This is a genomic window from Saccharopolyspora sp. CA-218241 (genome assembly GCF_050954615.1).
GTDB lineage: Bacteria > Actinomycetota > Actinomycetes > Mycobacteriales > Pseudonocardiaceae > Saccharopolyspora > Saccharopolyspora cebuensis.
Genome location: NZ_CP191860.1, coordinates 5,865,965 through 5,891,093, shown reverse-complemented (window position 1 = coordinate 5,891,093; position 25,129 = coordinate 5,865,965). Strand labels below are relative to the sequence as shown.

General features: G+C 72.5%; 20 protein-coding genes. 9 read left to right on the top strand and 11 right to left on the bottom strand.

Features of this window, described 5'->3' with window-relative positions:
* Nucleotides 1–6 precede the first annotated feature (6 nt).
* Nucleotides 7–1,107: a tyrosine-type recombinase/integrase gene (locus ACQP0T_RS27965; protein WP_433870704.1), complete on the bottom strand. Its 1,101-nt coding sequence runs from the start codon at nt 1,105–1,107 to the stop codon at nt 7–9.
* A 130-nt stretch (nt 1,108–1,237) separates the two neighbouring features.
* Nucleotides 1,238–1,759 (bottom strand): hypothetical protein, encoded by a 522-nt coding sequence (locus ACQP0T_RS27960; RefSeq protein WP_433870703.1) that lies wholly within the window; start codon nt 1,757–1,759, stop codon nt 1,238–1,240.
* A gap of 406 nt (nt 1,760–2,165) precedes the next feature.
* Between ACQP0T_RS27960 and leuS the strand changes: the two genes are divergently transcribed.
* Complete coding sequence (leuS, locus tag ACQP0T_RS27955) at nt 2,166–5,051, top strand: leucine--tRNA ligase (protein WP_433870702.1); 2,886 nt, start codon at nt 2,166–2,168, stop codon at nt 5,049–5,051.
* A 404-nt stretch (nt 5,052–5,455) separates the two neighbouring features.
* Nucleotides 5,456–7,423 (top strand): acyl-CoA dehydrogenase family protein, encoded by a 1,968-nt coding sequence (locus ACQP0T_RS27950; RefSeq protein WP_433870701.1) that lies wholly within the window; start codon nt 5,456–5,458, stop codon nt 7,421–7,423.
* 86 nt (nt 7,424–7,509) lie between these two features.
* Here the strand turns inward: ACQP0T_RS27950 and ACQP0T_RS27945 are convergent, their stop codons facing one another.
* Nucleotides 7,510–7,983, bottom strand: a complete 474-nt coding sequence (locus ACQP0T_RS27945; RefSeq protein ID WP_433870700.1) for a hypothetical protein — start codon at nt 7,981–7,983, stop codon at nt 7,510–7,512.
* Nucleotides 7,984–8,129: 146 nt separating this feature from the next.
* On the bottom strand, nt 8,130–8,831 hold the full coding sequence (locus tag ACQP0T_RS27940; RefSeq protein WP_433870699.1) for a TetR/AcrR family transcriptional regulator: 702 nt from the start codon (nt 8,829–8,831) through the stop codon (nt 8,130–8,132).
* A gap of 126 nt (nt 8,832–8,957) precedes the next feature.
* On the opposite strand from ACQP0T_RS27940, the gene ACQP0T_RS27935 reads away from it, so the two are divergent.
* Together ACQP0T_RS27935 and ACQP0T_RS27930 are read left to right on the top strand one after the other, a co-directional pair.
* A complete protein-coding gene (locus ACQP0T_RS27935; RefSeq protein ID WP_433870698.1) occupies nt 8,958–11,093 on the top strand; it encodes an MMPL family transporter in 2,136 nt (711 codons plus the stop codon).
* 23 nt (nt 11,094–11,116) lie between these two features.
* A complete protein-coding gene (locus ACQP0T_RS27930) occupies nt 11,117–11,455 on the top strand; it encodes a glutaredoxin domain-containing protein (RefSeq protein ID WP_433870697.1) in 339 nt (112 codons plus the stop codon).
* Between the two features lie 337 nt (nt 11,456–11,792).
* On the opposite strand, the gene ACQP0T_RS27925 is transcribed toward ACQP0T_RS27930, so the two are convergent.
* Entirely contained in the window at nt 11,793–12,062 is a 270-nt protein-coding gene (locus ACQP0T_RS27925) for a hypothetical protein (protein WP_345360212.1), read from the bottom strand.
* Nucleotides 12,063–12,274: 212 nt separating this feature from the next.
* Between ACQP0T_RS27925 and ACQP0T_RS27920 the strand changes: the two genes are divergently transcribed.
* Complete coding sequence (locus ACQP0T_RS27920) at nt 12,275–13,912, top strand: putative PEP-binding protein (RefSeq protein WP_433870696.1); 1,638 nt, start codon at nt 12,275–12,277, stop codon at nt 13,910–13,912.
* 31 nt (nt 13,913–13,943) lie between these two features.
* Here ACQP0T_RS27920 and ACQP0T_RS27915 read toward each other — a convergent pair whose 3' ends face one another.
* The 4 genes from ACQP0T_RS27915 to macS form a co-directional block, all read right to left on the bottom strand.
* The gene (locus tag ACQP0T_RS27915) at nt 13,944–14,672 is read right to left on the bottom strand and encodes a MerR family transcriptional regulator (RefSeq protein WP_433870695.1); all 729 of its coding nucleotides are present in this window, start codon (nt 14,670–14,672) and stop codon (nt 13,944–13,946) included.
* Between the two features lie 508 nt (nt 14,673–15,180).
* The gene (locus ACQP0T_RS27910) at nt 15,181–15,432 is read right to left on the bottom strand and encodes a hypothetical protein (RefSeq protein WP_433870694.1); all 252 of its coding nucleotides are present in this window, start codon (nt 15,430–15,432) and stop codon (nt 15,181–15,183) included.
* A 101-nt stretch (nt 15,433–15,533) separates the two neighbouring features.
* Complete coding sequence (locus ACQP0T_RS27905; protein WP_433870693.1) at nt 15,534–16,208, bottom strand: response regulator; 675 nt, start codon at nt 16,206–16,208, stop codon at nt 15,534–15,536.
* A complete protein-coding gene (macS, locus tag ACQP0T_RS27900) occupies nt 16,205–17,386 on the bottom strand; it encodes a MacS family sensor histidine kinase (protein ID WP_433870692.1) in 1,182 nt (393 codons plus the stop codon). The genes ACQP0T_RS27905 and macS overlap by 4 nt, the downstream gene beginning before the upstream one ends.
* A 250-nt stretch (nt 17,387–17,636) precedes the next feature.
* Between macS and ACQP0T_RS27895 the strand changes: the two genes are divergently transcribed.
* Entirely contained in the window at nt 17,637–18,833 is a 1,197-nt protein-coding gene (locus ACQP0T_RS27895) for a diguanylate cyclase (RefSeq protein WP_433870691.1), read from the top strand.
* Nucleotides 18,834–18,860: 27 nt separating this feature from the next.
* Here ACQP0T_RS27895 and ACQP0T_RS27890 read toward each other — a convergent pair whose 3' ends face one another.
* Complete coding sequence (locus ACQP0T_RS27890; protein WP_433870690.1) at nt 18,861–20,087, bottom strand: AI-2E family transporter; 1,227 nt, start codon at nt 20,085–20,087, stop codon at nt 18,861–18,863.
* A gap of 206 nt (nt 20,088–20,293) precedes the next feature.
* Here ACQP0T_RS27890 and ACQP0T_RS27885 point away from each other — a divergent pair, with 206 nt between their 5' ends.
* The gene (locus ACQP0T_RS27885) at nt 20,294–21,178 is read left to right on the top strand and encodes a hypothetical protein (RefSeq protein ID WP_433870689.1); all 885 of its coding nucleotides are present in this window, start codon (nt 20,294–20,296) and stop codon (nt 21,176–21,178) included.
* A 129-nt stretch (nt 21,179–21,307) separates the two neighbouring features.
* Nucleotides 21,308–22,588 (top strand): hypothetical protein, encoded by a 1,281-nt coding sequence (locus ACQP0T_RS27880; RefSeq protein ID WP_433870688.1) that lies wholly within the window; start codon nt 21,308–21,310, stop codon nt 22,586–22,588.
* 97 nt (nt 22,589–22,685) lie between these two features.
* On the opposite strand, the gene ACQP0T_RS27875 is transcribed toward ACQP0T_RS27880, so the two are convergent.
* The gene (locus ACQP0T_RS27875; RefSeq protein WP_433870687.1) at nt 22,686–23,975 is read right to left on the bottom strand and encodes a glycosyltransferase 87 family protein; all 1,290 of its coding nucleotides are present in this window, start codon (nt 23,973–23,975) and stop codon (nt 22,686–22,688) included.
* 316 nt (nt 23,976–24,291) lie between these two features.
* Between ACQP0T_RS27875 and ACQP0T_RS27870 the strand changes: the two genes are divergently transcribed.
* Nucleotides 24,292–25,128 carry a GGDEF domain-containing protein gene (locus tag ACQP0T_RS27870; protein ID WP_433870686.1) on the top strand — a complete coding sequence of 279 codons (837 nt, stop codon included), beginning with the start codon at nt 24,292–24,294 and terminating at the stop codon, nt 25,126–25,128.
* Nucleotide 25,129 lies beyond the last annotated feature (1 nt).

Here is a 25,129-nt window from a genome sequence, read left to right as displayed (position 1 = left end):
AGAGCTTCAACCACCGAACACCGCCGCAAGATCCGCCGGGTCGTAACCGGCCGCGGGCTTCCGCTCGGGGCGAGGACGTTCATAATGGTCCGTTAGCTTGTCGAACATGTCTTCGACCCGAACCCGCAAATACGTGCCCGTGGTGTCCAGGTGCGCGTGCCGCAGAATCGCCTGAACTTCGACCAGCGTCAGCCCCGGATCATTAGCCATTCGAGTGGCAGCCGTGTGCCGCAGGTCGTGCAACGTCCAATTCGCACCCAGTAGCTCGTTGGCACGTTGCACTACGCGCCTCATCGCCCAGTAGGTCAACGGCCGTTCCGGTCCGCGACGTGTGCGCCACAACGGTGTTCCTGGAGCTGGAGGGCCGCACTTATCCAGATACCGCGCCAGATAGACGAACGCCTTCGGGCTCGCTGGGATCGCTTGCCTCAGTCGCGTCCCCTTTGACACCACATAGATGAGCCTCGCCGACCAATCCACGTCTTCCGGCCGGACGGCCAACAGTTCAGATGCCCGCGCTGCCGAACTCACATAGAACAACAGCAACGATCGATCGCGGTCACATCCCATCGCGTCAAACAGCTCTTCCCACTGTTTGTCAGGAATCGACCGCGGAAGCTGCTCAGGAACCGCCTGCCGCAACCGCGCTCGACGGATCGCCGGAGCAGGTTCCAGTGGGCTACGGTGCCGTAGTCGACCACAGTCCGGCGACTCCGGAATAGGATTGATCACCGGACCACGACCAAAATGCGCGTGAAAGGCATAGAAGCTGCGAATCACCGACAGTGCATGGTTGATGGTCCTCGGCGCGTAGCCGTCGCCCAGTTCGCGCTTTCCGGTCTTCGGATTCACTGAACCCGGCTGAGGCGACGACGAATACCGCCTGCGTCGCTGAGGATTCGACGCGGTCCGCAGCCATCCCACCATCGAAACCACGTGCGACTCCGCCGCGCAGGACCACTCGACATCGAGAAACCAGAGAACCCGGAACCATCGGAGCAAGTCATACGCATAGCTCCGGCACGTTCTAGGACTGCAATCACCAACCAGCAGGTCCATCAAGTATGTGCTGACCGGCTCGACTTCATTTCCGTCGGCATCGATCACCCGAAAAGGGAGCCGACCTTCCCCCGCGACCACCCCGCCAACCCGAGGGGGCTCGACCAGCCCATCCCTCAGTGCGGCCTCTCCGTCTTCCACGCATCGCCTCCACAGTGGGCGCCCAACGAGGGCGTGATCATCTCACCGTGGTGCAGTCAACAGTACGGAAGCCGCGGATCGCGTTCAGCTCCCGGTGCAGGTCCCTGCGCTTCCCGGAGTAGTGCGGGAAGGCGGCGTGCAGCGACTTGTGCCAGAACTCCCGGTCGTAGCTGTGGCCGCGGCTGACCAGCGACACCCAGAACCCGAGCGTGAGCCTCGCGACGACGTCGTCCGGTGCCGCCGGGCGCCCCTTCCGCTCGGCCTGCCCGGAGCGGGCCTTGGCGACCATGGCCCGGCCGTTGGCGTCGAGCGGCGCGGCGTCCCACCAGTGGTCGGTCCGGTAGTGGGCGCGCAGGGCGTCGTGCATCGCGTTGCGCAGCGCCACCTCGCACCAGTGCAGCGGCGCGTAGAAGGCGGCGCACACGTCGAGGTTCCACTGGTAGAGCGCCCAGGCGGCGTCCGGATCGCCGTCCGCGCCCGCGAGGTAGGGCCGCAGGCGTGCCGCGGACAGCGCCTCGTACAGCCAGGCCTCCGGCCGCGCTCCAGGTTCCGTGATCAACGCTGGTCTCCTCCGGTGAGCTGTGGTAGCGTACGGGTCGTACGCCCCGGGTCCGCCTCTGCTTCGCATGCCGCCCGGGCCTTCTGCTGCTCAGGCTTTGTTGCTGCTCAGGCTCCGGTCCTCGCGCCGCTCGGGGCGCGGGTCGTCGTGAGCAGCGTGCCGGTCACCCTCCGCTGCGCGGCGATCACTTCCCGATGCCGGATCCCGGTTGCGCGCTCGGCTACCATGTCGATATGAGCACCGCCCGTACGCTGCTCCTTCCGAGGCCGCGTTGACCGACCGCTGACGGCGGATCGACGCGGCTACCCCTCACGCCCGGCAGGGCTGGGGGTTTTGCTTTTCCGGCAGGCGGCACACTGAGGGCGATTTTTCCGCGCGTTCGGGCGACCAGGGAAGGACGCAGACGATGACTGGCCAGGAAGACGGCGCGACGACCGGCGGCGAGGAAGCCCCGCGGTTCCGCTACACCGCGGAGACCGCCGCCGAGATCGAGCAGCGGTGGCAGCGCCGCTGGGAGGAACGCGGCACGTTCCACGCACCGAACCCGGTCGGTTCGCTCGCCGGCGAGGTCCCGGACGACAAGCTGTTCATCCAGGACATGTTCCCGTACCCCTCGGGCAGCGGGCTGCACGTCGGGCACCCGCTGGGCTACATCAGCACCGACGTCTACGCGCGGTTCCACCGGATGCTGGGTCGCAACGTGCTGCACACGATGGGCTTCGACTCGTTCGGGCTGCCCGCCGAGCAGTACGCGGTGCAGACCGGCACCCACCCGCGCACCACGACCGAGGCCAACATCGAGCGGTACCTGGCGCAGATCCGCCGGCTGGGCCTGGGGCACGACGAGCGCCGCCGGATCGCCACCACCGACATCCCGTTCTACCGCTGGACCCAGTGGATCTTCCTGCAGATCTTCCACTCCTGGTACGACACCGAGGCCGACGGCGGGCGCGGCCGGGCCCGGCCGATCAGCGCGCTGGTCGAGCAGTTCGCCACCGGTGAGCGCGCCACCCCGGACGGCACGCCGTGGGGCGAGCTGACCGACGAGCAGCAGCGCCGGGTGGTCGACTCCTACCGGCTGGCCTACCTGTCCGAGGCCCCGGTGAACTGGGTTCCCGGCCTGGGCACCGTGGTGGCCAACGAGGAGGTCACCGCCGAGGGCCTGAGCGAGCGCGGCAACTTCCCGGTGTTCCGCCGCAACCTCAAGCAGTGGATGATGCGGATCACCGCCTACGCCGACCGCCTGGTCGACGACCTGGACCGGCTGGACTGGCCGGAGAAGGTCAAGACCATGCAGCGGAACTGGATCGGTCGCTCGCAGGGCGCCAACGTCGAGTTCCCGCTGGACGGCTCCGCGGACCGCATCGAGGTGTTCACCACCCGCCCGGACACGCTGTTCGGCGTGACCTACATGGTGCTGGCGCCGGAGCACCCGCTGGTCGACGAGCTGACCGCCGCGGCGTGGCCGGCCGACGTCGACGGGCGCTGGACCGGCGGCGCGGCGACCCCCGCGGAGGCCGTCGCGGCGTACCGGCGGGACGCCTCGATGAAGTCCGACCTGGACCGCCAGGAGAACAAGGTCAAAACGGGCGTGTTCACCGGCGCCTGGGCGACCAACCCGGTCGACGGGCGGCAGATCCCGGTGTTCATCGCCGACTACGTGCTGATGGGCTACGGCACCGGCGCGATCATGGCGGTGCCCGGCGAGGACGCCCGGGACTGGGACTTCGCGCACGCCTTCGGGTTGCCGGTGGTGCGCACCGTGCAGCCGCCGGAGGACTTCGACGGCGGCGCCTTCACCGGCGAGGGCCCGCGGATCAACTCGGCCAACCCGGCGGCCGGGCTGGACCTGGACGGGCTGGACCTGGCCGACGCCAAGAAGACGGTGATCGCCTGGCTGGAGGACCGCGGTCACGGCCGCGGGACCGTCCAGTACAAGCTGCGCGACTGGCTGTTCGCCCGGCAGCGCTACTGGGGCGAGCCGTTCCCGATCGTCTACGACGAGCACGGCGTGCCGCGCGGTGTGCCGGAGGACCAGCTCCCGGTGGTGCTGCCCGACGTCGACGACTACTCGCCGCGCACCTTCGACCCGGAGGACGCCGACACCCTGCCGGAACCGCCGCTGTCCAAGGCGACCGACTGGGCCGAGGTGGAGCTGGACCTGGGCGACGGGCTGCGGCGCTACCAGCGCGACACCAACGTGATGCCGCAGTGGGCCGGTTCCTGCTGGTACCAGCTCCGCTACGTCGACCCGGACAACGACCAGCGGTTCGTCGACCCGGACAACGAGCGCTACTGGATGGGCAAGCGCCCGGCCGAGCACGGCGCCGACGACCCGGGCGGGGTGGACCTCTACGTCGGCGGCGTGGAGCACGCGGTGCTGCACCTGCTGTACTCCCGGTTCTGGCACAAGGTGCTCTACGACCTGGGCCTGCTGTCCTCGGAGGAGCCCTACCGGCGGCTGTACAACCAGGGCTACATCCAGGCCTACGCCTTCACCGACGCGCGCGGCGTCTACGTGCCCGCCGAGCAGGTGGAGGAGCGCGGCGGGAGGTTCTTCTTCCAAGGCGAGGAGGTCCAGCGCGAGTACGGCAAGATGGGCAAGAGCCTGAAGAACGCCGTCTCCCCGGACGAGATGATCGACAGCTACGGCGTGGACACGCTGCGGCTCTACGAGATGTCGATGGGCCCGGTGGAGGCGTCCCGGCCGTGGGTGACCAAGGACGTGGTCGGCTCGCACCGGTTCCTGCAGCGGTTGTGGCGCAACGCGGTCGACGAGCAGTCCGGTGCGCTCAAGGTCGGTGACGTCGAGCCGGACGAGGAGTCGCTGCGCGCGCTGCACAAGACCGTCGCCGGGGTCCGGGAGGACTACGCCGAGCTGCGCTTCAACACCGCGGTGGCCAAGCTGATCGAGTTCAACAACCGGATCACCAAGGCCTACGCGGGTCAGGACGCCACGCCGCGCGCCCTGGTGGAGCCGCTGGTGCTGATGGTCGCCCCGCTGTCCCCGCACCTGGCCGAGGAGCTGTGGGAGCGGCTGGGCCACGGCGAGAGCCTGGTGCACGCGCCGTTCCCGGTCGCCGACGAGCGCTACCTGGTCGAGGACACCGCGGAGTACCCGATCCAGGTCAACGGCAAGGTGCGGTCGCGGGTCGTGGTGCCCGCCTCGGCCGACCAGGACGCGGTGAAGACCGCGGCGCTGGCCGACGAGAAGATCGCCGCCGCGCTGGAGGGCAAGGAGCCGCGCAAGGTGATCGTCGTGCCAGGACGCCTCGTCAACGTCGTCGCTTGATTTTTCCGGTGTTGTGGTCGTTTTGCCTGGCGGTGCCGGTGCCGTGCGCGGGGTAAGGCGGAAGCGGCTTTCGCCGCTTGCCTGACGGGAGTTAAGTCAGCTCGCGGGTTCGGCGGAAGCGGCTGCGCCGCTTGCGTGGGCGGTGCGTTTCTCTTTTTCGAGGTGAGGGGCACCCTTGTCCGAGTTGCTTGGGCAAGGGTGCCCCTCACTCATGTCGACAACGGGTGACGCCCGTTCGGGAGCGGTCGCGCGGGGTGGTTCTCGTTCGATCACGGGGTACTCCCCGGTGCTGCCCGGGCGGGTGCGGTGTTCCGTTCGGCGGTGGCGAGCCAGGTCACGTGGCGGGGTTACCCGCCGGTAACTACGCTCGGGGTCACGGCACCGACTGGCGTGGAGGCGGGCAGATGGACATCCCGAAGACCCCGAGCGGGTTCGACGCGGCGGAGCTCTCGGCGCTGCTGGACGGCCGGTGGGCCGGAGTCCGCGCCGAGGTCCGCGAGGCGCTGGCCGGCCTCGACCTCTCCCCCGGCGACGACCTCGACACCGAGGCGCACCGGGCGCGGACGCTGGAGCAGCTCGGCATGGTCGCCCGGTCCGGCGCCATCGACCACGGCTTCCCCGCCGAGCACGGCGGTCGGGGCGACGTCGGCGGTTCGGTGGTGGCGCTGGAGATGCTGCCCGGCAACCTGTCGCTGATGGTCAAGTCCGGCGTGCAGTGGGGCCTGTTCGGCGGGGCGGTCGTCGCGCTGGGCACCGAGCGCCACCACGAGCGGTACCTGCACGACATCATGCGGCTGGAACTGCCCGGCTGCTTCGCGATGACCGAGAGCGGCCACGGCTCCGACGTGCAGCGCCTGCGCACCACCGCGACCTACGACCCGGACGCCGGGGAGTTCGTGGTGCACACCCCGCACGAGGCGGCCCGCAAGGAGTACATCGGCAACGCCGCCCGGGACGGCCGGATGGCGGTGGTGTTCGCCCAGCTCATCACCGGCGGCAAGGGCCACGGCGTGCACGCGCTGATGGTGCCGCTCCGCGACGCCGAGGGCCGCCCGATGCCCGGCGTGCACATCGAGGACACCGGGCGCAAGGCCGGGCTCAACGGCGTGGACAACGGCCGGATCACCTTCGACCGGGTGCGGGTGCCGCGCGAGGCGCTGCTCAACCGCTACGGCGACGTCGAGCCGGACGGCACCTACCGCAGCCCGATCGCCGGGGCCAACAAGCGGTTCTTCACCATGCTCGGCACCCTGATCCGGGGCCGGATCGCGGTGTCCGGCACCGCGGGCGGCGCCACCAAGCTCGCGCTGGAGATCGCGCTGCGCTACGGCGACACCCGCCGCCAGTTCCCCCGGCCGGGCACCGACGAGGAAGCGGTGCTGCTGGACTACCGGGGTCACCAGCGCAAGCTGCTGCCCGCGCTGGCGCGCACCTTCGCGCTGCACTTCGCCCAGGAGGACCTGGTCTCGACGCTGCACGACGTGCAGGGCGGTGGGGACGAGCGCGCCCAGCGCGCCCTGGAGTCGCGCGCCGCCGGGATCAAGGCGCTGTCCACCTGGCACGCGACCGCCACCATCCAGGCCTGCCGCGAGGCGTGCGGCGGCGCGGGGTACATCGCGGAGAACCAGCTCGCCGGGCTCAAGGCCGACACCGACGTGTTCACCACGTTCGAGGGCGACAACACCGTCCTGCTGCAACTGGTCGCCAAGGGCCTGCTGACCGGCTACAAGGACCAGTTCGGGGACCTGAGCCCGCTGGGCATGGTCCGGTTCGTCGCCGACCGGTTCGTCGGCGCGGTCGCCGAGCGCACCGCGGCGCGGTCGCTGGTGCAGCGGTTGATCGCCGCCGCGCCGGGCAAGGACGACGAGGACGTCATCTTCGACCGGGGCTGGCAGCTCGCGATGTTCGACGACCGGGAAAAGCACGTCCTCGACGGGCTCGGCCGCCGGTTGCGCGGGGCCGGGAGCGACGACGCCTTCGAGGTGTTCAACAACGCGCAGGACCACGTGCTGCACGCGGCCCGGGTGCACGTCGAGCGGTCGGTGCTGGAGTCGTTCGTCGCGGCGATCGACCGGTGCCGGGACCGCGACGTCGCGGCGGTGCTGGAGCGGCTGTGCGACCTGTTCGCGCTGTCGGCGATCGAGCAGGACCGGGGCTGGTTCCTGGAGCACGAGCGGATCACCCCGCGCCGGTCGAAGTCGATCACGGCGGCGGTCAACGCGCTGTGCGGCGCGCTGCGCCCGCACGCCGTGGAGCTGGTCACCGCCTTCGGCGTGCCGCGGCAGTGGCTGACCGCCCCCATCGCGACGGGCGCGGAGGAGCGCAGGCAGCGGGAGATGCGCGAGCACGACACCGCATCCCCGACCGGGTGATCTTTTTCCAGGTGAGGGGCACCTTCATCCGGCATAGTCGGATGAAGGTGCCCCTCACTCACCACCCCTTCGAGTGGTGCGGGACGTCAGTCGGACCCGGTGAAGTCGAGCTCGTAGTCGTCGGGTTCGAGGGCGCCGGGCCACTCCAGCCGGTAGCGCGTGTACTGCACCACCTGCCCGATGCGCTCGGTGTCGCGCAGGGTGATCCAGACGCCGGGGATGTGGTCGGTGCGCCCGTCCTCGCGCTCGACCACGGCGGTCCCGAGGGCCTCGGCGCGGTCGGAGTCCCAGCGCTGCCAGCGGAGTTCGGTGAGCCGCAGGTCGCCCGGCCCCTCTTCGTCGGGGGCCGGGGGGACGAACTCGGTGGGCCACCGGACGGTCTCGATCGCCGGACCGACGGGCGCGTAGCTGCGGACGAACACGTCCGGGGCGAAGGCCGCGTCGGTCACGCCCGGGCGCTCCTCGGCGTCCCACCCGGGATCGGCCGTGACCACCCCGGTGACCAGCACCGCCGCTCCGAGCGCCGCCGCGACCGCCGGGCGCGTCCAGTCGCCGATCACTGCCGTCCTCCAGTCGTTGGCCGGGCCCGCCCCGGGAGGCCCCCGGGAATCGATCCGGGGGCATCGTTCCAGCTGGGACCACTTTCGAGCCCGGTCTCATGGTAGCGCTCAGCTGACCGCGCATCACCGAGGGCGACGGTGCCCGTTCAGGGCAGTCCGATCTCGTGCGCGAGCTCGTGCAGCATCGAGTCGAAGAGCTGGTCGGCGTGCTTGAGGTCGAACGGGAAGCGGCCGAACACCTCCAGCGCGACGTGCCCGTAGAGCCGCACCCACCAGCGCAGCAGGAAGTACACCGCGTGCGGTCCCAGCGCCTCGGGCGGGACCTCGATGCCCTGGTCGGAGAACGCGGTGGCCAGCACCTCCTGCTGGGCGCTGAGGTCGGGCAGGGCGAACCCGGGTTCGCTGGGCGCGACGGTCGGCTGGGCGGCCATGAACGGGCCGACGATGCCCAGGAAGACCTCGGCGAACCGGTCCTGCGCGCCGTCGCGCACCTGGCCCGCGGGGCTGGCGAAGACCAGCGTGAACTCCTCCGGGTGGGCCAGCGCCCAGCGGCGGAACGCCCGGCAGACCGCGAACACCTTGTCCATGAACTCCTCGCCGGCCGGGCCGACGTGGGTGTGCAGCTCGGCGGCGAGGTCGGTGCAGATGTCGTCGCAGAGCTGGCGGAGCAGCTCCTCGCGGGAGTCGTAGTAGCGGTAGAGCGCGGGCGCGGTGATGCCGAGCTCGCGGGCGATGGCGCGCAGGGTCACGGCTTCCCGGCCGTGCTCGACGAGCAGCGCCCGGGCGTGCTGGCGGATCTCCTGCTCGGTCTCGGCGCGCATCCGCTCCCGGCGGGTGAGCTCGGTCATGCCTTCCTCCGTTGAATGCTGAAGCGGATTCGCGTCAGTACAGTGTGCAGGGTAAACGGCGTTCACCTTTGTTGACGGCGTTTACCGAACCGTAACCCGTTCGGGTCAGTCACTGGAGGACAAGTCATGTTCGCGTCCTGGGGATCGTTCGCCTTCCGGCATCGCCGCGTGGTGCTGATCGCCATCCTCCTCGCCGTCATCGGAGGCGGTACGTGGGGCCTCGGCGTCTTCGACCGGATGAGCCAAGGCGGCTACGAAGCCCCGGGCAGCGAGGCGGTGGCCGCCGCCGACCTCGCCGAGCAGGCCCAGGGAACCAGCGGTGACCTGGTCGTGGTGTACCAGGCGCCCGACGGCCGCACCATCGACGAACCCCAGTACGCCCAGGACATCAACCGCGTCCTCGGCGACCTGCCCCCGGACGCGGTCAGCGGGGTCACCTCCTACTGGCAGCTCCCCGCTCCCCAGCTCGCCAACGACGACCGCACCGCCGGGATCGCCTCCGTCGAACTAGCCGGGGCGGACATGGCGGCCAAGACGGCCTCCTACGAGAAGGTCGCCGACTCCTTCGAGGTGGCGGGGCTGGACAGCCACGTCGCGGGGATGATCCCGATGCAGGCCTCGGTGGAGGAGCACGCCACCTCCGACCTGGTGATGGCCGAGGCGGTGTCGCTGCCCATCACGCTGGTGCTGCTGGTGCTGATCTTCGGCGGTCTGGTCGCCGCTTCGCTGCCGGTGCTGGTCGGCGGGCTGGCCGTGTTCGGCTCGCTGGGCCTGCTGCACCTGGTGTCGCTGTTCTCCGACGTCAACGTCTTCGCCGTCAACGTGGCCAGCCTGCTCGGACTGGGGCTGGCGATCGACTACGGCCTGTTCATCGTCGGCCGGTTCCGCGAGGAGATGTCCACCGGGATGGCCACCGGCGAGGCGGTGCGCCGCTCGGTGGCCAGCGCCGGGCGCACCGTGGCCTTCTCGGCGACCCTGCTGGTCATCGCGCTGGGCGGGCTGACCCTGTTCCCGCAGAGCTTCCTCAAGTCGCTGGCCTACGGCGGCATGGCCGCGGTGGGGCTGGCCGCCGTCATCTCGCTGACCGTGCTGCCCGCGATGCTGGGGATGCTCGGCCACCGGATCGACAAGCTCGCCGTGCCGTGGCGCAAGAACCGCCCGGCCACCGACGACAACGGCTGGTCCCGGTTCGCCACCAAGGTGATGAAGCGCCCGCTGCTCACCGCCGTCCCGATCGTCGCGGTGCTCGGCGTGCTCGCCGCCCCGTTCTTCAACGTGCAGTTCGGCACCCCGGACGAGCGGATGCTGCCCGAGGGCGACCCGTCCCGGCAGGCCATCGAGACGCTGCGCGCCGAGTTCCCGGCGATGAGCGACAACGGCATCCAGGTGGTGCTCGACGGCACCGCCGCACCCGCCGACGTGCAGCGCTTCACCCAGGACGTCGGCGCGATCGACGGCGTGACCCAGGTGGCGCCGAGCGCCCAGCAGGGCGAGGTCACCGTGCTCTCCGCCGGGATCCAGGGCGACCCCTACGGCGACCAGGCCAACGCCGCGGTCGAGGCGATCCGCGACCTGCCCGCCCCGGCGGGCAGCGAGGTGCTGGTCGGCGGCCCGACCGCGCTGAACGTGGACAGCCTCCAGGCCACCGCCGAGGCGCTGCCGCTGGTGGCGGCGGTGCTGATCGGCGCGACGCTGGTGCTGATGTTCTTCGCCTTCGGGTCGATCCTGCTGCCGGTCAAGGCCGTGGTGATGAGCGCGCTCAGCCTGCTCGCCACCTTCGGCGTGCTGACCTGGATCTTCGTCCAGGGCCACGGGGCCGAGCTGATCGGCGTCACGCCGTCGCCGCTGGAGGTCGGCATCGTGGTGCTGATGGCCTCGGTGGTGTTCGGGTTGTCCACCGACTACGAGGTGTTCCTGCTGTCCCGGATGGTCGAGGCCCGGGCGGGCGGCGCCTCCACGGAGGAGGCGGTCCGCGTCGGGTTGTCGCGCACCGGCCGGATGATCACCGCCGCCGCGCTGCTGCTCATCGTGGTCACCGGCGCGTTCGCCTTCTCCCAGGTCACCATCATGCGGTTCGTCGGCATCGGGATGATCTTCGCGCTGGCGCTGGACGCGACCGTGGTGCGGATGATTCTGGTGCCCGCGGTGTTGAAGCTGATGGGCCGGTCCGCGTGGTGGGCGCCGGGCCCGTTGCAGCGGATGCAGCAGAAGGCGGGTATCCACGAGTCCGAGGACCAGCGGGAGCTGGAATCGGTGCGGTGACGCCCGCGGACTAGGAGGACAGCATGGCCAGCGAAGTGATCGTCTACACCCGACCGGGATGCCCGTTCTGCATGTCGCTGCGGTCCGGGCTCCGCCGCCGGGAGCTGTCCTTCACCGAGGTCGACATCTGGCGGGAAGCCGAGGCGGCGGCGGTGGTGCGGTCCATCGCCGACGGCAACGAGACGGTGCCGACCGTGGTGGTCGACCGCGATGCGCAGCGCCGGTGGCAGGCGGTCAACCCGTCGGCCGCCGAGGTGCTCGACGCGGTCGCCGAGCACGCGCCGGAACTCGTCCCGGCGCAGCGGCCCGGACCGGTGCGCGGCGCGCTGGACGCGCTCGGGCTGCGCAAGAAGGAGAACTAGCCCGCCGACAGCGGTGCTCCCGGGGAACGTCCCTCGGGGGCACCGCTGTTTCGGTCGGTTTGGGGACCCTTCGGTCTGGGGACCCGGGCCGCGGGGTCCACCGTGCTCGGGGTGTCGCCGTGGACCGGCCGCACGGGGGGCGTTGCGGCCGGCCCACAGCTCGGTTGCGATCGTCGGTGGCGCGATACCGGCGAGCAGCAACCACTTCAGTTTGACGCGCGGCGGGCCCAAAAAGATCCACGTCGACCGTCAAGTTCGCTCGAACGGTGGACCCCCGGGCGTAGGCCGCGATCCTCCACTGTGGCCGTGCGCTGCGGTTTCGCCGATATCGCCGCCATCATCGGGTGGACGGGTCGGAGGGGTCCTCGGCGTACGGTCCGGGGTCGGCGAAGCTGGTGTCCACCGGCTCGCCGGGAACCGGGTCGGGTCGCGCCGCGGTGGTCGGTGGAGGCAACCGGTCGGCTCCGCGGGCGCCGGTGCGCGGTCGCGGGTCACCGGGGCGCCGGTCGTCGGAAGCGGACATGACCAGCAGCGCGGTGAGCGCGGCCCGGAGCCGGTCGCCTGCTGCGCGGGGGTCGGTGAGCGGTGCGTTCATCGTCAAGGTCATGGCCCCAAGGGTGCTGTTCGACCGTTCTGGCCGGATCCGTACGGCTACTCACTTGTTACTCAGCAGTAATCGCGGACGTTGCGACGATCGAGCGACGTAGGAACCACTTCGGCGGCGGAGGGTGACCACGGGAGGGCCGCTGGTGCAGTCGATCGGTGCAGCACTGCCTACGATCGCCCCATCGGCCCGTTGAGGGGAGTATGGTCTAGACCATGTCGCGTTGGACTGGTGTCGGAGTGAGCCCGGGGCGCGCCTCCGGGCCGATCGCCCGGGTCGCCGAGCCGCTGCCGGAACCCGCTGCCCACCCGGAACCCGCGGACCCGGCCGCCGAGGCGGCCCGCATCCGCCCGGCCGCCGAGGAGGTCGCCGACGCGCTGTTCCAGCGCGCCGCGCGGGTCACCGGCGAAGCCAAGGCGGTGCTGGAGACGACCGCCGCGATGGCCCTCGACCCGGCGCTGACCGCCCAGGCCGAGAAGCTCGTCACCGGGCGCGCGCTGCCCGCCCCGCGCGCCGTCTACGAGTCCGCCAACGGGTTCGCCGACGGCCTCGCCGCCGCGGGCGGCTACCTGGCCGAGCGGGTCCGCGACGTGCACGACGTGCGCGACCGGATCATCGCCGCGCTGCTCGGCGCCACCCCGCCCGGCGTGCCCGACCTGGACCGGCCCAGCGTGCTGGTGGCCCGCGACCTGGCCCCCGCCGACACCGCCGACCTCGACCCCGGGCAGGTGCTCGCGCTGGTCACCGCCGAGGGCGGCCCGACCAGCCACACCGCGATCCTGGCGCGTTCCCTGGGCATCCCGGCCGTCGTCGCGGTCCGCGGCCTGCTCGCCGAGACCGGCGCGGTGGGCGCGGTCGTCGACGGGTCCACCGGCGCCGTGGAGCTCTCCGCCGAACCGGTGCCGACCCGCGCCGCCGAGCCAGCCGCCGACGCCGACTGGGACGGCACCGGCCGCACCGCCGACGACCGGCCGGTCGGCATCCTCGGCAACGTCGGCGCGGCGGGCGACGCCCGCGCGGCGGTCGCGGCGGGCGCGGGCGGCGTGGGGCTGTTCCGCACCGAGTTCTGCTTCCTGGCCGCCATCGAGGAGCCCGGCGAGGACGTCCAGCGCGCCGCCTACGCCGAGGTGCTCGCGCCGTTCGCGGGCAAGCCGGTGGTGGTCCGCACCCTCGACGCGGGGGCCGACAAGCCGCTGCCGTTCCTGGACATGGGGACCGAACCGAACCCGGCGCTGGGCGTGCGCGGACTGCGCGTGGCGCGGGACCGGACCGACGTGCTCGACCGCCAGCTCAGCGCCATCGCCGGTGCCGCCGCCGACAGCGGCGCGCAGGTCTCGGTGATGGCGCCGATGGTCTCCACCGCCGAGGAGGCCGCCTGGTTCGCCGCGCGGGCCCGCGCCGCCGGGATCGACCGGGCCGGGGTGATGATCGAGGTGCCCGCCGCCGCGCTCACCGCCGCCGAGGTGCTCGCCGAGGTCGACTTCGTCAGCCTCGGCACCAACGACCTGGCGCAGTACGTCTTCGCCGCCGACCGGATGGCCGGGGCGCTGGCCGAGCTCGGCGACCCGTGGCAGCCCGCCCTGCTGCGGCTGATCGGGGTGGTCGGCCGGGCCGGCGCCGAGGCGGGCAAGCCGGTGGGCGTCTGCGGCGAGGCCGCGGCCGACCCGCTGCTGGCCGGGGTCCTCGCCGGGCTCGGGGTCACCAGCCTGTCGATGACCGCCTCGGCGATCCCCGCGGTCGGCGCGGCCGTGCGCGCGCACCCGATGGCCGCGCACCGCGCCGCCGCCGAGGCCGCGCTCGCCGCCCCGTCCCCCGCCGCCGCCAAGGAGGCCGCCGCGGCGGCCCTCGCCTGAGCTCCGCACCCGGAGCGCATCCCCGGGCGCATCACGGTGCGCCCGGATCCTCCTCCTGGATGAAGTCGTTCAGGCGCACGAGGACCCGGATCTGCGCGCGGTTGTACAACTGCACCACGGCCTCGGCCATCGTCCGCTCGGCGTGCTGCGCCCCGCGCGGCGCGTCGGCCCCGGGGTTCTTCACCCACGGGTGCTGCTCGCGCCTGCTGCGGACGACCGGTGCCATGCGCGCGGCGAGGCGGTCGATCGCGGCCTCGTCGGCGTCCGCGGGCAGCGCTTCGAACTCGTCGTCCAGCTCGTCGGGTTCGCTCAGCAGTTCGCGGAACCCCTCGACGGACCGCTCGCTGAGCACGGTCGAGTAGACCATCAGCAGGGATCGCTGCCGATCGGTGAGGGCGCGGGAGAACGGGGCGAACGCGGGCGGGACGTAGGCCGGGGCGCGGTGGCGCAGGATGACGGCCAGTTCCGCCCGCACCCGGTTGAGCCGCTCGACCGTCGCCGCCAGCTCCCGGTCCAGCACGCGGATCGCCTCGTCCGGGTCGTCGTCGGCCCGGCCCATCGACGCGACCTCCGACAGCGGGACCCCCAGATCGCGCAACCGCGTGATCTGCAGCAGGCGGACCAGGTGCGCCACCTCGTACTGCTTGTAGCCGTTGGCCGTCCGCTCCGGCACCTCCAGCAAGCCGATCTCGTGGTAGTACCGAACGGCCTTCACCGTGGTGCCCGCGAGCTCGGCGACCTGCTGAGTGCTCCACGCCACGCGATGCCTCCTCTTCCGCCGCTCCCGCGCCCCGCGCGGATCCGCAGTCCACACCCTGCCCGGGGGCAGGGTCAAGCCGCAGGTCCGCCGGTCGGTGTTGACCCTGCCCCGAGGGCAGGCCCTGGAATGAGGCGCACCGGCCGCGCCAGGCCGGCCACCGACCTTCGCGAACGGACTCGGAGCCCGAAGTGATCACGAATCGGAAGCAGCGCGGGGCGGCGAAGCGGATCAAGCGCGGGAACGGGCGTCCGCTGAAGCGCTTCCGCTGGTGGCAGCCGCTCTCCCGCGCGCTGTTCTACCTCCCCTCGACCGACGATGCCGGACGTCGCGCGGTCTACGCCGTCGACGTCCGCCACTGGCAGCAGGTCATGACGGAGAACGGCGAGGGCAAGGCCCACCTCTACCTCGACGGGAGGCATCACGCCGTGTCCGCGCTCCCCGCGGCCTTCCCCGTGCCGGGCGGGGCGATCGAGGTGGAATCGACGGCGTTCGGGCTCAAGCGCTGCCACTACGTGACCGCCGGGGGCGAGGCGCACCAGCTCACCCCGGACGCGCGTTCGGCGGAGGGGCGTCGCACCCGCCTCGACCGCGAGCACCCGGCGCTGAGCCGCTCGATCGGGACGTTGTCGCTGCTCCTGCTGATCGTGCCGATCGTCCTCGTCATCCCGCAGGTCGCCGAGGCGGTCTCGCACGTGCCGCCGGTGGCCCAGCGCTTCGGCACCTTCACCTCGCCCGTCGACCTGCCGCTCTGGTCCAACATCGTGCTCGGGCTCTGCGCCTCGACCTCCAGCGTGGAGCGGGCGACGCGGCTGCGCTGGAACGCGCTGCTCGACGGCAGCAGCCTGACCGGCCACCGAGCGGTCAGCTCTCCTCGTCCTCCTCGTCGTTGTCCAACCCGTGCTCGATGGCGTAGCGGGCCAGCTCGACCCGGTTGTGCAGCTGGAGCTTGCGCAGCGTGGACTGCACGTGGTTCTCCACGGTCCGGTGCGAGATGCTCAGCTTCTTGGCGATCTGCCGGGCGGTCAGGCCCTTGGCCACCAGCCGCAGCACCCCGGTCTCCCGGTCGGTGAGCTGCGGCGCCTGCGCCGAGGAATCCGGGGTGGCCGACATCCGCCGGTACTCGCCCAGCACCAGGCCCGCCAGGCCCGGGGTGAACACCGCGTCCCCGTCGGCGGTGCGCTGCACGGCGTCGACGAGCTCGGCCGCCGAGGCGGACTTCACCAGGTAGCCCGACGCGCCGGCCTTCACGGCCTCCAGCACGTCGTTGTGCTCGCCGCTGGCCGACAGCACCAGCACCCGGGTGCCCGGGATCTCCTGGGTGATCTGCCAGGTCGCGGCGACCCCGGAGCTCTCGCCGAGGTTGAGGTCCATCAGCACCACGTCCGGCGTGACGGTCCGCGCGATGCGCAGCGCGGCGGCGGCGCCACCGGCGGTGGCGCGCACGTCGAAGCCGCGCTCGGAAAGGTCGCGGGCCACTCCGTCCCGCCACATCGGGTGGTCGTCCACCACCATCACCGAGACGGTGGGCTGGGTCATCGTCGTCCTCCTCCTTCGCGGCAGCCGGCCGGGCGCGGTACCCGTACCTCCCACTCGGTCCCCTCGCCCGGGGCCGTGTCGAGCTCCACCGTGCCGCCCATCGCCGCCGCGCGTCCGCGGATCGACTGGGCCACCCCCATCCGGCCCTCCTCGGCGGCCTGGTCGAGCCTGCCCTGCGGAATTCCCGGACCGTCGTCCCGGATCGTCAGCGCCACCTCGTCGGGCAGCTCCTCCAGGAACACCCACGCGCGGGCCGATTCGCCGGCGTGGCGCGCCACGTTGGCCAGCGCCTCGCGGGCCAGCGAGACCAGTTCGGAGCACATCGGCTCGGGCAGCCGCACCGGACCGCCCGGCGTGGACACCTCGATCCGCGCGGTGCGCAGCGCGTGCAACCGCCCCGCCAGGTCCGCATCACCGTCCGATGTGGACTCGTGCTCGGTGGTGGCGATCAGCGCCCGCAGCGCGATCTCCTGCTCCCCGGCCAGCGTCGCGAGTTCGGCGGCTTCCCCGCCGAGTTCCGCGCCGCGGTGGCGGACCCGGGCCAGCACCTGCAGCACGCTGTCGTGGATGGACCGGGCCAGCCGTTCCCGCTCGGCCGTCGCGGCCTCCGCCCGCAGCGCGCGGGCCAGCCGCTCGGTCGACCGGCGCGCCGTGTCCGCGGCCAGCCCCAGCACCAGCCCGACGCCGACCAGCAGCAGCGTGTCCATCCAGATGTCCGGTGCCAGGTAGCCGCGCAGCAGGAAGTTCGCCGCCGCCGACACCAGGCCCGAGGCGGCCCCGGCGTACACCCCGAACTGGATCGCCGCCGTGATCACCATCACCGGCTGCCAGGTGGTCACCACCGACGGCAGGCCGGTGGCCATCTGCTGCTCGGTGAGCACGAACTCGCTGGCGAGGAACAGCACCGTCACCACGACCTGGTCCGTCAGCACCAACCGCTTCGTGCGTCCGGTCCGGTGGACGTACCGCCGCACGGTGTAGGCCGTCCAGACGACCATCAGCGCGTACACCACCGCGGCCAGCCAGGGACGCCGGTACTCCGGGTACAGCAGCACCACCCACACCCCCGCGTACAGCAGGGTCACCACCCGGTAGACGTTGTGGGCGCGCCACAGCGGCGTGCGCCCATCGGCCACCCGGGGGGCGGGCGGTGGACCTGAGGATTGGGCAGTTGCCACGATCTCGCTCCTTCCTCGGGGGATCATCCTGCCGCACCCGGTCGGACGGCGAGACCGCCTGTCAGAGCACGCCGGGTGTTCGTGCTCACCGCCGGTGCAAGCCGATTGCCGCGAGTGGCCTACACCGCACCGGAGCCGCGCTGTGCCACGCTGCTCCCGGAACGACCGGTGGGCGCGGCCCGGGGGCGGAGGTTCGAGCCCCGGGGACGGAACCTCGAGCCCGGGGAAGAAACCTCGAGGAGGTGCCGCGGTGCGGCGGTGGCTGCTGTGGAGCCTGCGTCCGGTGGCGATCGGTTACGTCCTGCTGGTGCAAGCCCTCGCCGTGCTCCTGGTGGCGCTGGTCGTCGCGCTCACGCCGGTGCCCTCGGCGCGGCAGTGGGCGGTCTTCGCCCTGCTCGCCCTCACCGCGGGCTCGGTGATCCTGCTCACCTCGCTGTCGATCACCGTGCGGCGGCAGGTCCGGCGCGACCCGTGGACCCTGCACATCGCGTACCTGGCCACCGGAATCCTCACCCTGCCGCCGAACCTGCTCGTCCTGCTGCTGCTCGGCCCCGCGCTGCACGGCGTCCTCGACGTGCGCCCCGAGCTGCACCGCTGGCTGTTCACCACCGGGGCGATCACGCTGGCCACCTTCTCCGCCCGGTTCGCGATCGGCTGGACCGAACCCCGCTGGGGCGCGGTGACGTTCGTGCTGGCCGGCGCCGTGCTGCTGGTGGTGCGCTCCGGCCTGGTCGCGCTCGGCATCCGGCTGCGCAACCCCCGCGCGGCCCGGGTGGACGTGCTCGGCGAGCCGATCGACGTGCTGCTCGGCATCGTCGCGGCCAGCCTCGGCGGACTGCTCGCCGTCGCGGTGACCGCCGAACCGGCCTGCGCGCTGCTCGCCGGTCCGCCGCTGGCGTTGCTCGACTTGGCCGGGCAGCTCCCGCAGTGGCGCCGGTCGGCCCAGCGCGACGGCAAGACCGGGCTGGCCAACGCGGCGCACTGGGACCGGCTGGCCCGCGCCGAACTCGCCCGCGCCCGCCCGCGCACCCAGCCGGTCGGCCTGCTGCTGCTGGACCTCGACCACTTCAAGCGGGTCAACGACCGGATCGGGCACATGGCGGGCGACGCGGTGCTCGTCGCCGTCGCCGAGGTGCTGCGGGCCAACGTGCGGCGCGCCGACGTGGTCGGCCGCTTCGGCGGCGAGGAGTTCGTGGTCCTGCTGCCCGGTGCCGACGCCGGGATCGCCCGCGCGGTCGCCGACCGGGTGCGGGTGGCCACCGCCGCGCTGTCGGTCAGCACCCGCGACACCCGGGGCCGGGCCTGCGAGCTCGACGGCCTCACCGCGAGCATCGGCGTCGCCACCACGGCGCGCTTCGGCTACGAGCTCGCCGACCTGCTCAGCGCCGCCGACGCCGCGCTGCTGGCGGCCAAGGCGGGCGGTCGCAACCTCGTCGCACTGGCGTGACGGCGCGGGGACGTGACCGGGCAGGGGTCAGGTCCGATCCTCGCCGGACGGGGGTTCGTCGCGGTGCTTCTCCCCGTCCGGGCCGGGAACGGGGCCGTCGTCGGCCTCGTGCTGTTCGGCCGGGATCGGGGTGACGGGCACCGCTTCGCCCGGGTCGGTGGGCGTCACCTCCTGGTCCGGGTCCTCCCCGGAGACCAGCGAGCGGATCGCCGAGTTGAGCACCGCGACCAGCGGGACCGCCAGCAGCGCGCCGATGATGCCGGAGACCACCACGCCGATGCTGATCGCGAGCACCACCGCCAAGGCGTGCACCTGGACCGCGCGGCCGAGCAGCAGCGGTTGCAGCACGTTGCCCTCGAGCTGCTGGACGGCCAGCACGATGCCGAGCACGATCAGCGCGGTGATCCAGCCCTTGGTGACCAGGGCCACCAGCACCGCGACCACCCCGGAGGCCACCGCGCCGACGATCGGCACGAACCCGCCGAGGAACACCAGCGCCGCCAGCGGCACGGCCAGCGGCACGCCGAGGATCGCCAGCCCCAGCCCGATGCCCAGCGCGTCCACCACCGCGACCAGCGCGGTCGCCCGCACGTAGCCGACCAGCGAGGCGAAGCCGCGCACGCCGGCCAGGTCCACCCGCGCCCGGACTCCGCGCGGCACCAGCCGGATCACGAACAGCCACACCCGGCGGCCGTCGTAGAGCAGGAAGATCAGCGTGAACAGCATCAGCAGGATGCCGGTGAGCAGATTGCCGAAGGTGCCCGCGGTGGACAGCGCCCCGCTGGTCAGCATGGCCTGGTTGGCCTCCAACCAGTTCCGCGCCTGGTCCAGGTAGTTGCTGATCTGCTGGTCGTTGATGTGCAGCGGGCCTTGGGCCAGCCACATCCGCAGCTCGTTGAGGCTGCGGATCACCTGGTCCTGCAGGCTCGGGAAGCCCGCGATGAACGCGTTGATCACGAACGTGAGCACGCCGCCGACGGCGGCCAGCCCGCCGATCAGCATCACCACGGTGGCCAGCACCCGGGGCACGCCCCACCGGGCCAGCGCGGACACCGCGGGCGCCAGCAGCGCCGAGAGCAGCAGCGCGATGGCGACCGGGATCACCACGACGTAGATCCGGGAGAGCACGAGCCCGAGCACGTACAGGGCCAGGCCGATCACGAGGAATCGCCAGCTCACCGCGGCGGAGATCCGCAGCGCGGGCGGCAGCGAAGCCGCCGCGTCGTCCCGGGTGGTGATCTTGTCGTCGGTCACGGTCTCCACCGTAGCGCCGTCGCGGCGCGAACTGGTCGTGAACGGGCCGCGCGCCGTCGGTCCGGTCCGAGCGGCCTCCCGCCGAACCAGTAACCCGATGTAGCGAATTGATCGCGCAACGCATGGGCAATCCGGCGCCGTTCTGAAACAGTGCGGCTCGACGACACACCGGGTCGACCGCACACCGGGGAGGTTCGAGCAGCACGATGGCGCCCACCGAGCTGAGGACGGGAGGCTTCCGCCCCGGGCGGTTGCTGTCCCGGGCCCTCGTCGTGCTCGGCGCGACCGCCGCGGGCACCTCGGCCGCCTGGCTGCTCGGCACCGGAACCCCGGCCCAGGCGGCGGATCCCGGCCCCGCGTCCTTCGTCGACACCGTGCTGCCCGGCGACACCGCGCTGCCCGGGGTGGACGCGCTCCCCGGCCTGTCCGGGGACGCGCTGTCCGCCGTGGACGGTGCGACCGCCCGGCTCGGTCTCGACCGGCCCGCGCAGGCCCTGCTCGGCGCGGCGGAGCCGGTCACCGGCGTGCTGCGGGAATCCGCCGACGAGGTCGGGAAGGTGGCCGGACGGGCCCTCACCGGTGCGGGCGAGCAGGCCGAGGAGCTCGGCTCATCGGTCGGTCTGGCACCGGCGGAGCCCGGCCCGGCGGTCGGCCCGGCGCTCGAACCCGGGAGGCCCGCACCCGCCGCGCGTCCGGCGCTCCCCGAACCGGAGCCCGCGCCGGAGCCCGCACCGCAACCCCCGGCCCCCGCACCGCCGTCCGCCGCGGACACCACCGCCCGCGTGGTCCTCACCGAACCCGCCGCGCAGCCCGCGGAACCCGCGCCCGGCCCGGCTCAGGACGGCCCGGCCCAGGACGACCCGGCCCGCGATCGCCCGGTCCACGAAGGACCCGGGCCGTTCGTGCTGCCCGCGCCCGCCGGGGCGGGGTGCGCGGTGGGCGCCGACGGGCCGCAGCACGGCGGTTCCGCCCTCGGCTGGCACCCCGTCGACCGGTTGCCCGGCCGCGCCGGTCCCACCGCCGCCGCCCGCGAGGCCGCGTCGCTGCCCACCGGGCTCCCCGAGCCGCAGCCCGGCACCACCCCGGACTGATCGCGTCCGCCGCGCCCGAGCGCGGCCGCAGCAGCGCCATGTCCGGACATCCGCGCCCGCCGTCCCGCGACGGCCGAGGCGTCCCCCGATTTCCCCGTTCCCCCGGGGAGCACTGTGAAGGAGAGTTCCATGCAGACTTGGGCGAAGCGCGGTGTGCAGGCCGCGTTGGTCACCGGCGGCATGCTTGCCGCGGGTACCGGCGTCGCCTCCGCCGACGGAACCTGCCCGCACGGCCCGTCGCACCCCGACCACCCGACCCGACCGATGGACGCGGTGCCGCCGCTGCCCGGCGGCCACGAGGCGGGCCGCACCTGCTTCGCCGGCGAGCTGTTCCCCGAGGTCGAGCGCGGCAGGCACCACCTGGCGACCCCGCGCCACGCGGCACCGGCCCGCCCGGTGACCACCATGACCGGCACCATCGACCCGGTCCGCGACCTGCTCCCCGAGGTCGAGAACGAGCTGACCCGGGAGATCCCGGTGCTGCGCGACCTCGACGCGCCGGAGCCGGTGGACCCGATGCGGCTGGCGGGCTGGGTCGCCGAGGAGGCCGCCCCGGCGCCCCAGCCGCGGGTCGGCTCCCCCGCCGCCGGCTTCCACCGCTCGTTGAGCTGGGCCGGACCCATCGGCGAGGTCATCCGCGGCGGTGCGGAAAGCCTGCGGGCCAGCGCCTTTCCCGTTGACGGCCAGCATGTCGCTGCGGGCCTGGTGACCCCGGCGGACGACCCGGCGCACGCCGCGGACTTCGGTTCCACCGGCATCGTCGACCTGTGGCAGGGCGCGCTCGGCCGCGGTCTGCTCGTCACCGAGGACGTCGACCTCACCGAGACCGGCCTGCCGGAGCACCGGGTCGACCTGGTGGACGTGCCGCGCGGGCTGGTCGGCGCGCTGCTCACGGCGTTCGGGGCCGAGCCGGTCGTGGCGCGCCAGGACTTCGTGCCGCTGGCCGTGCCGGGCGAGCACCAGGTCGCCGTCGACGAGGTCCCGACGCTGCACGGCCTGCCCGAGGGCCGCGGCATCGAGGCGCCGCTGCCGCTGGTCGGCGAGCTCAACGGCTTCAGCGGCGGCCAGACCTCGCTGCCGGTGCTCAACCGGATCACCGCCGCGCTCACCGGCGCCGACGCCCGCGTCGCCTTCAGCGCCGACCCGATGAGCGCTCCGGTGGAGGTCGTGCTCCTCGACGAGCTGGCGGCCGGGATGCCGGAGGGCAAGCAGGTCACCACCAACCCGTTCCGCGAGCCCGCCGCGCCCGCCCCCGCCCTCGGCGGGATGGCGCTGCCGGTGATCGACGCGGTGCCGGTGATCGATGCGGTGCCGACGCTGACCGACGACACCGTCCGGTTCGACCTCACCGCGGTCTTCGCCGACCGCGGTGGTGCCGAGGACGACACGGTGGTCTTCGCCCGCATCTGAGCGCCCCGCAGCTGGGCACCGGGGGTCGCAGCGAGGACGGGAACGAGAACCGGGGCGGGAGCCGAGCTCCCGCCCCGGTTCTTCGTCGTCCGGGCGATCACGGCACGGCGGCCGGTGCCTCCGGGGTCTGGTCGGTGCTGAGCGCGGCGGTCCGCTGGCGGCTGCGCCACCACTGCACGGCCCAGTAGGCCAGGAACGCCAGTCCGAAGTAGACGTAGGCGTTGCCGATCAGGTGCTCGAAGAAGTTCCAGCGCAGCTCCCGGCCCCGGCCCTGCGGCACGTTCCAGTGCGGTCCCATCACGAACAGCAGGGCGGCCAGCGTCGAGGCCAGCAGCAGGGCGTGGTCCCGGCGCGACCACGCCGCGCCGATCAGCAGCACCAGCGCCGGGATCGCCCACACCCAGTGGTGCGACCACGAGATCGGCGACACCAGGAGCCCGAGCACGCCGTTGAGCACCACCGCGGTCGGCAGGTCGCGGCGGCGCAGCGCGTGCACCATCCCGAGCACCGCGATGGCCAGCACGACCACCGACAGCGCCAGGAACACCGGGGTCAGCCCGGGCACCTCCAGCTTGCTCAGCAGCGACCGCACCGACTGGTTGCCCGCGTACGTGGAGGCGTCACCGGTGAACTTCGGGCCGAACGAGACGTCGCTGGTCGCCATGATCTCGCGCACCCAGAAGTGCCGGGCGTTGTCGAAGGTGACCAGGAACCCGAGCACCGCCGTGCCCAGGAAGGTCAACAGCGCGGTCGCGATCAGCCGGAAGTCCCGGCGCAGCAGCGGGAACAGCAGGAACACCAGCGGGGTCAGCTTGATCCCGGCGGCGATCCCGATCAGCATCCCGCGCGGGTAGGGCAGCTTCTTGTCGCTGCCGACCCGCCACAGGCAGTCCACCGCCACCAGCGCCATCAGCACCAGATTTATCTGGGCGTAGGTGATGGTCTCCAGCACCGGCTCGGTGACCGTGGCCAGCGGCAGCACCGCCGCCGTGACGAGCAGCACCCGCTCCCGGTGCGCGGTGAGGAACGTCGAGGCGCCCAGCACCACGTACAGCGTGGCCAGCAGCGCCAGGTGCGAGACCACCATGATCACCACGACCGCGCCCATCTTGGGCAGCAGCGCCAGCGGCGCGAAGAGGATCGCGGCGAACGGCGGGTAGATGAAGGGCAGGCTCAGCCCCGAGTTGGTGGGCGGCAGGTTGTGGTAGATGTCCTTGCCGTCGAGCAGCGCCCGCGCACCGAGCCGGTACACCTCGCCGTCGATGTGGTCGTGCGGGCTGATCGCCGAGACCATGAGCAACGCGATCAGCTCCGCCACGCCGATCACCACGAGCAGGGCGCGATGCTCGCGCCACCACCCGGCCCGGACCCCTGCTGCTCCGTTCACCGGCACATCCTCCTCGCCATCGCCCGCAGGTGGGGAGGCCGCGCCACTTGCGGCCCAGCCGCTCGCGACCAGGGTAGAGGTCGAAGCTGAGCGGCCCGCTCAGGTGCACTGTCACCTGCTCGAATCACCAAGTTCCGATCGACGAGGTGACCCCGTTCTGTTTATCGGGTGAATCACTGACACTGCGTTAGTCGCGGACCGTGAATACCACCGTTACGGGTGGTCGCGGCTCTCTTGAAACCGGTCGTCGCCGGGGGAGGCTCAGAACAACTGCTCCGTTTGGTGGGGAGGTGAGGGCCGAATGAGTGTCCTCGGGGTGACCGCTCCGTCCCAACTGCCGCCGGTGTGGGACGAGCTGATCACCGGGTTGACCGTGGGAATGCTGCTCACCGACGAGCGGGGTCAGGTGCTGGCCACCAACGACGTCGCCGCGGACCTGATGCAGCTGGCGAAGTCCGATCTGCTCACCGGCAACCGCCCGAGCGGCTGGACGGTGCGCGACGACACCGGTGCGCCGATGCCGGACTGGGCCGACCTGGCGGGCCAGGTGCTGCGGGCCGGGAGCCCGCTGTCCACGCCGATGGTGATCGAGCGCACCGGCCAGCCCAGGACCCGGATCTGGGCGGATTACCACGCCGTCGAGGTCCAGGGCAGGCGCCGGGTGCTGATCCTGCTCCAGTCGGTGCACACCGACGTCTCGCACAGCAGAGGGCTGCGCGATCCGCTGACCGGCCTGCCGGGCCGGGTGCTGCTGCTGGACCGGCTCGAGCAGTCGCTGGTCCGGGCCCGCACCCGCGGCACGCTGTCCACCCTGGTGCTGGTGGACGTGCACCGGCTGGCCGACTTCAACGGCGAACACGGCTTCGACCGCGGCGACGAGCTGCTGACCACGCTGGCCGCCCGGCTGCGCGAGGGGCTCAGCGACGAGTACACCGTCGCGCGCTTCGGCGGGGACGAGTTCGCGGTGGTCGCCGAGCACCCGAACGGCGCCGGCGAGCAGATCGCCGAGCACGCCCGGGAGCTGGCGAGCTGGCCGATGCGGATCGGTCGGCGGCGGGTCCAGCCCGCGCTGCGGGTGTCCTGGGTGACCACCGACGGCCAGGCATCGGTGCACTCGGTGCTGTCCAGGGCCGAACAGCAGCTCGCGCGCTGAG

What these genes read in the sequence shown, in the direction of transcription:
- leuS (WP_433870702.1), top strand. Translation starts at nt 2,166, where the DNA reads ATGACTGGCCAGGAAGACGGCGCGACGACCGGCGGCGAGGAAGCCCCG.
- ACQP0T_RS27940 (WP_433870699.1), bottom strand. Translation starts at nt 8,831, where the DNA reads ATGACCGAGCTCACCCGCCGGGAGCGGATGCGCGCCGAGACCGAGCAG.
- ACQP0T_RS27885 (WP_433870689.1), top strand. Translation starts at nt 20,294, where the DNA reads ATGGCGCCCACCGAGCTGAGGACGGGAGGCTTCCGCCCCGGGCGGTTG.
- ACQP0T_RS27930 (WP_433870697.1), top strand. Translation starts at nt 11,117, where the DNA reads ATGGCCAGCGAAGTGATCGTCTACACCCGACCGGGATGCCCGTTCTGC.
- ACQP0T_RS27950 (WP_433870701.1), top strand. Translation starts at nt 5,456, where the DNA reads ATGGACATCCCGAAGACCCCGAGCGGGTTCGACGCGGCGGAGCTCTCG.
- ACQP0T_RS27920 (WP_433870696.1), top strand. Translation starts at nt 12,275, where the DNA reads ATGTCGCGTTGGACTGGTGTCGGAGTGAGCCCGGGGCGCGCCTCCGGG.
- ACQP0T_RS27880 (WP_433870688.1), top strand. Translation starts at nt 21,308, where the DNA reads ATGCAGACTTGGGCGAAGCGCGGTGTGCAGGCCGCGTTGGTCACCGGC.
- ACQP0T_RS27910 (WP_433870694.1), bottom strand. Translation starts at nt 15,432, where the DNA reads ATGTTGGACCAGAGCGGCAGGTCGACGGGCGAGGTGAAGGTGCCGAAG.
- ACQP0T_RS27925 (WP_345360212.1), bottom strand. Translation starts at nt 12,062, where the DNA reads ATGACCTTGACGATGAACGCACCGCTCACCGACCCCCGCGCAGCAGGC.
- ACQP0T_RS27935 (WP_433870698.1), top strand. Translation starts at nt 8,958, where the DNA reads ATGTTCGCGTCCTGGGGATCGTTCGCCTTCCGGCATCGCCGCGTGGTG.
- ACQP0T_RS27905 (WP_433870693.1), bottom strand. Translation starts at nt 16,208, where the DNA reads ATGACCCAGCCCACCGTCTCGGTGATGGTGGTGGACGACCACCCGATG.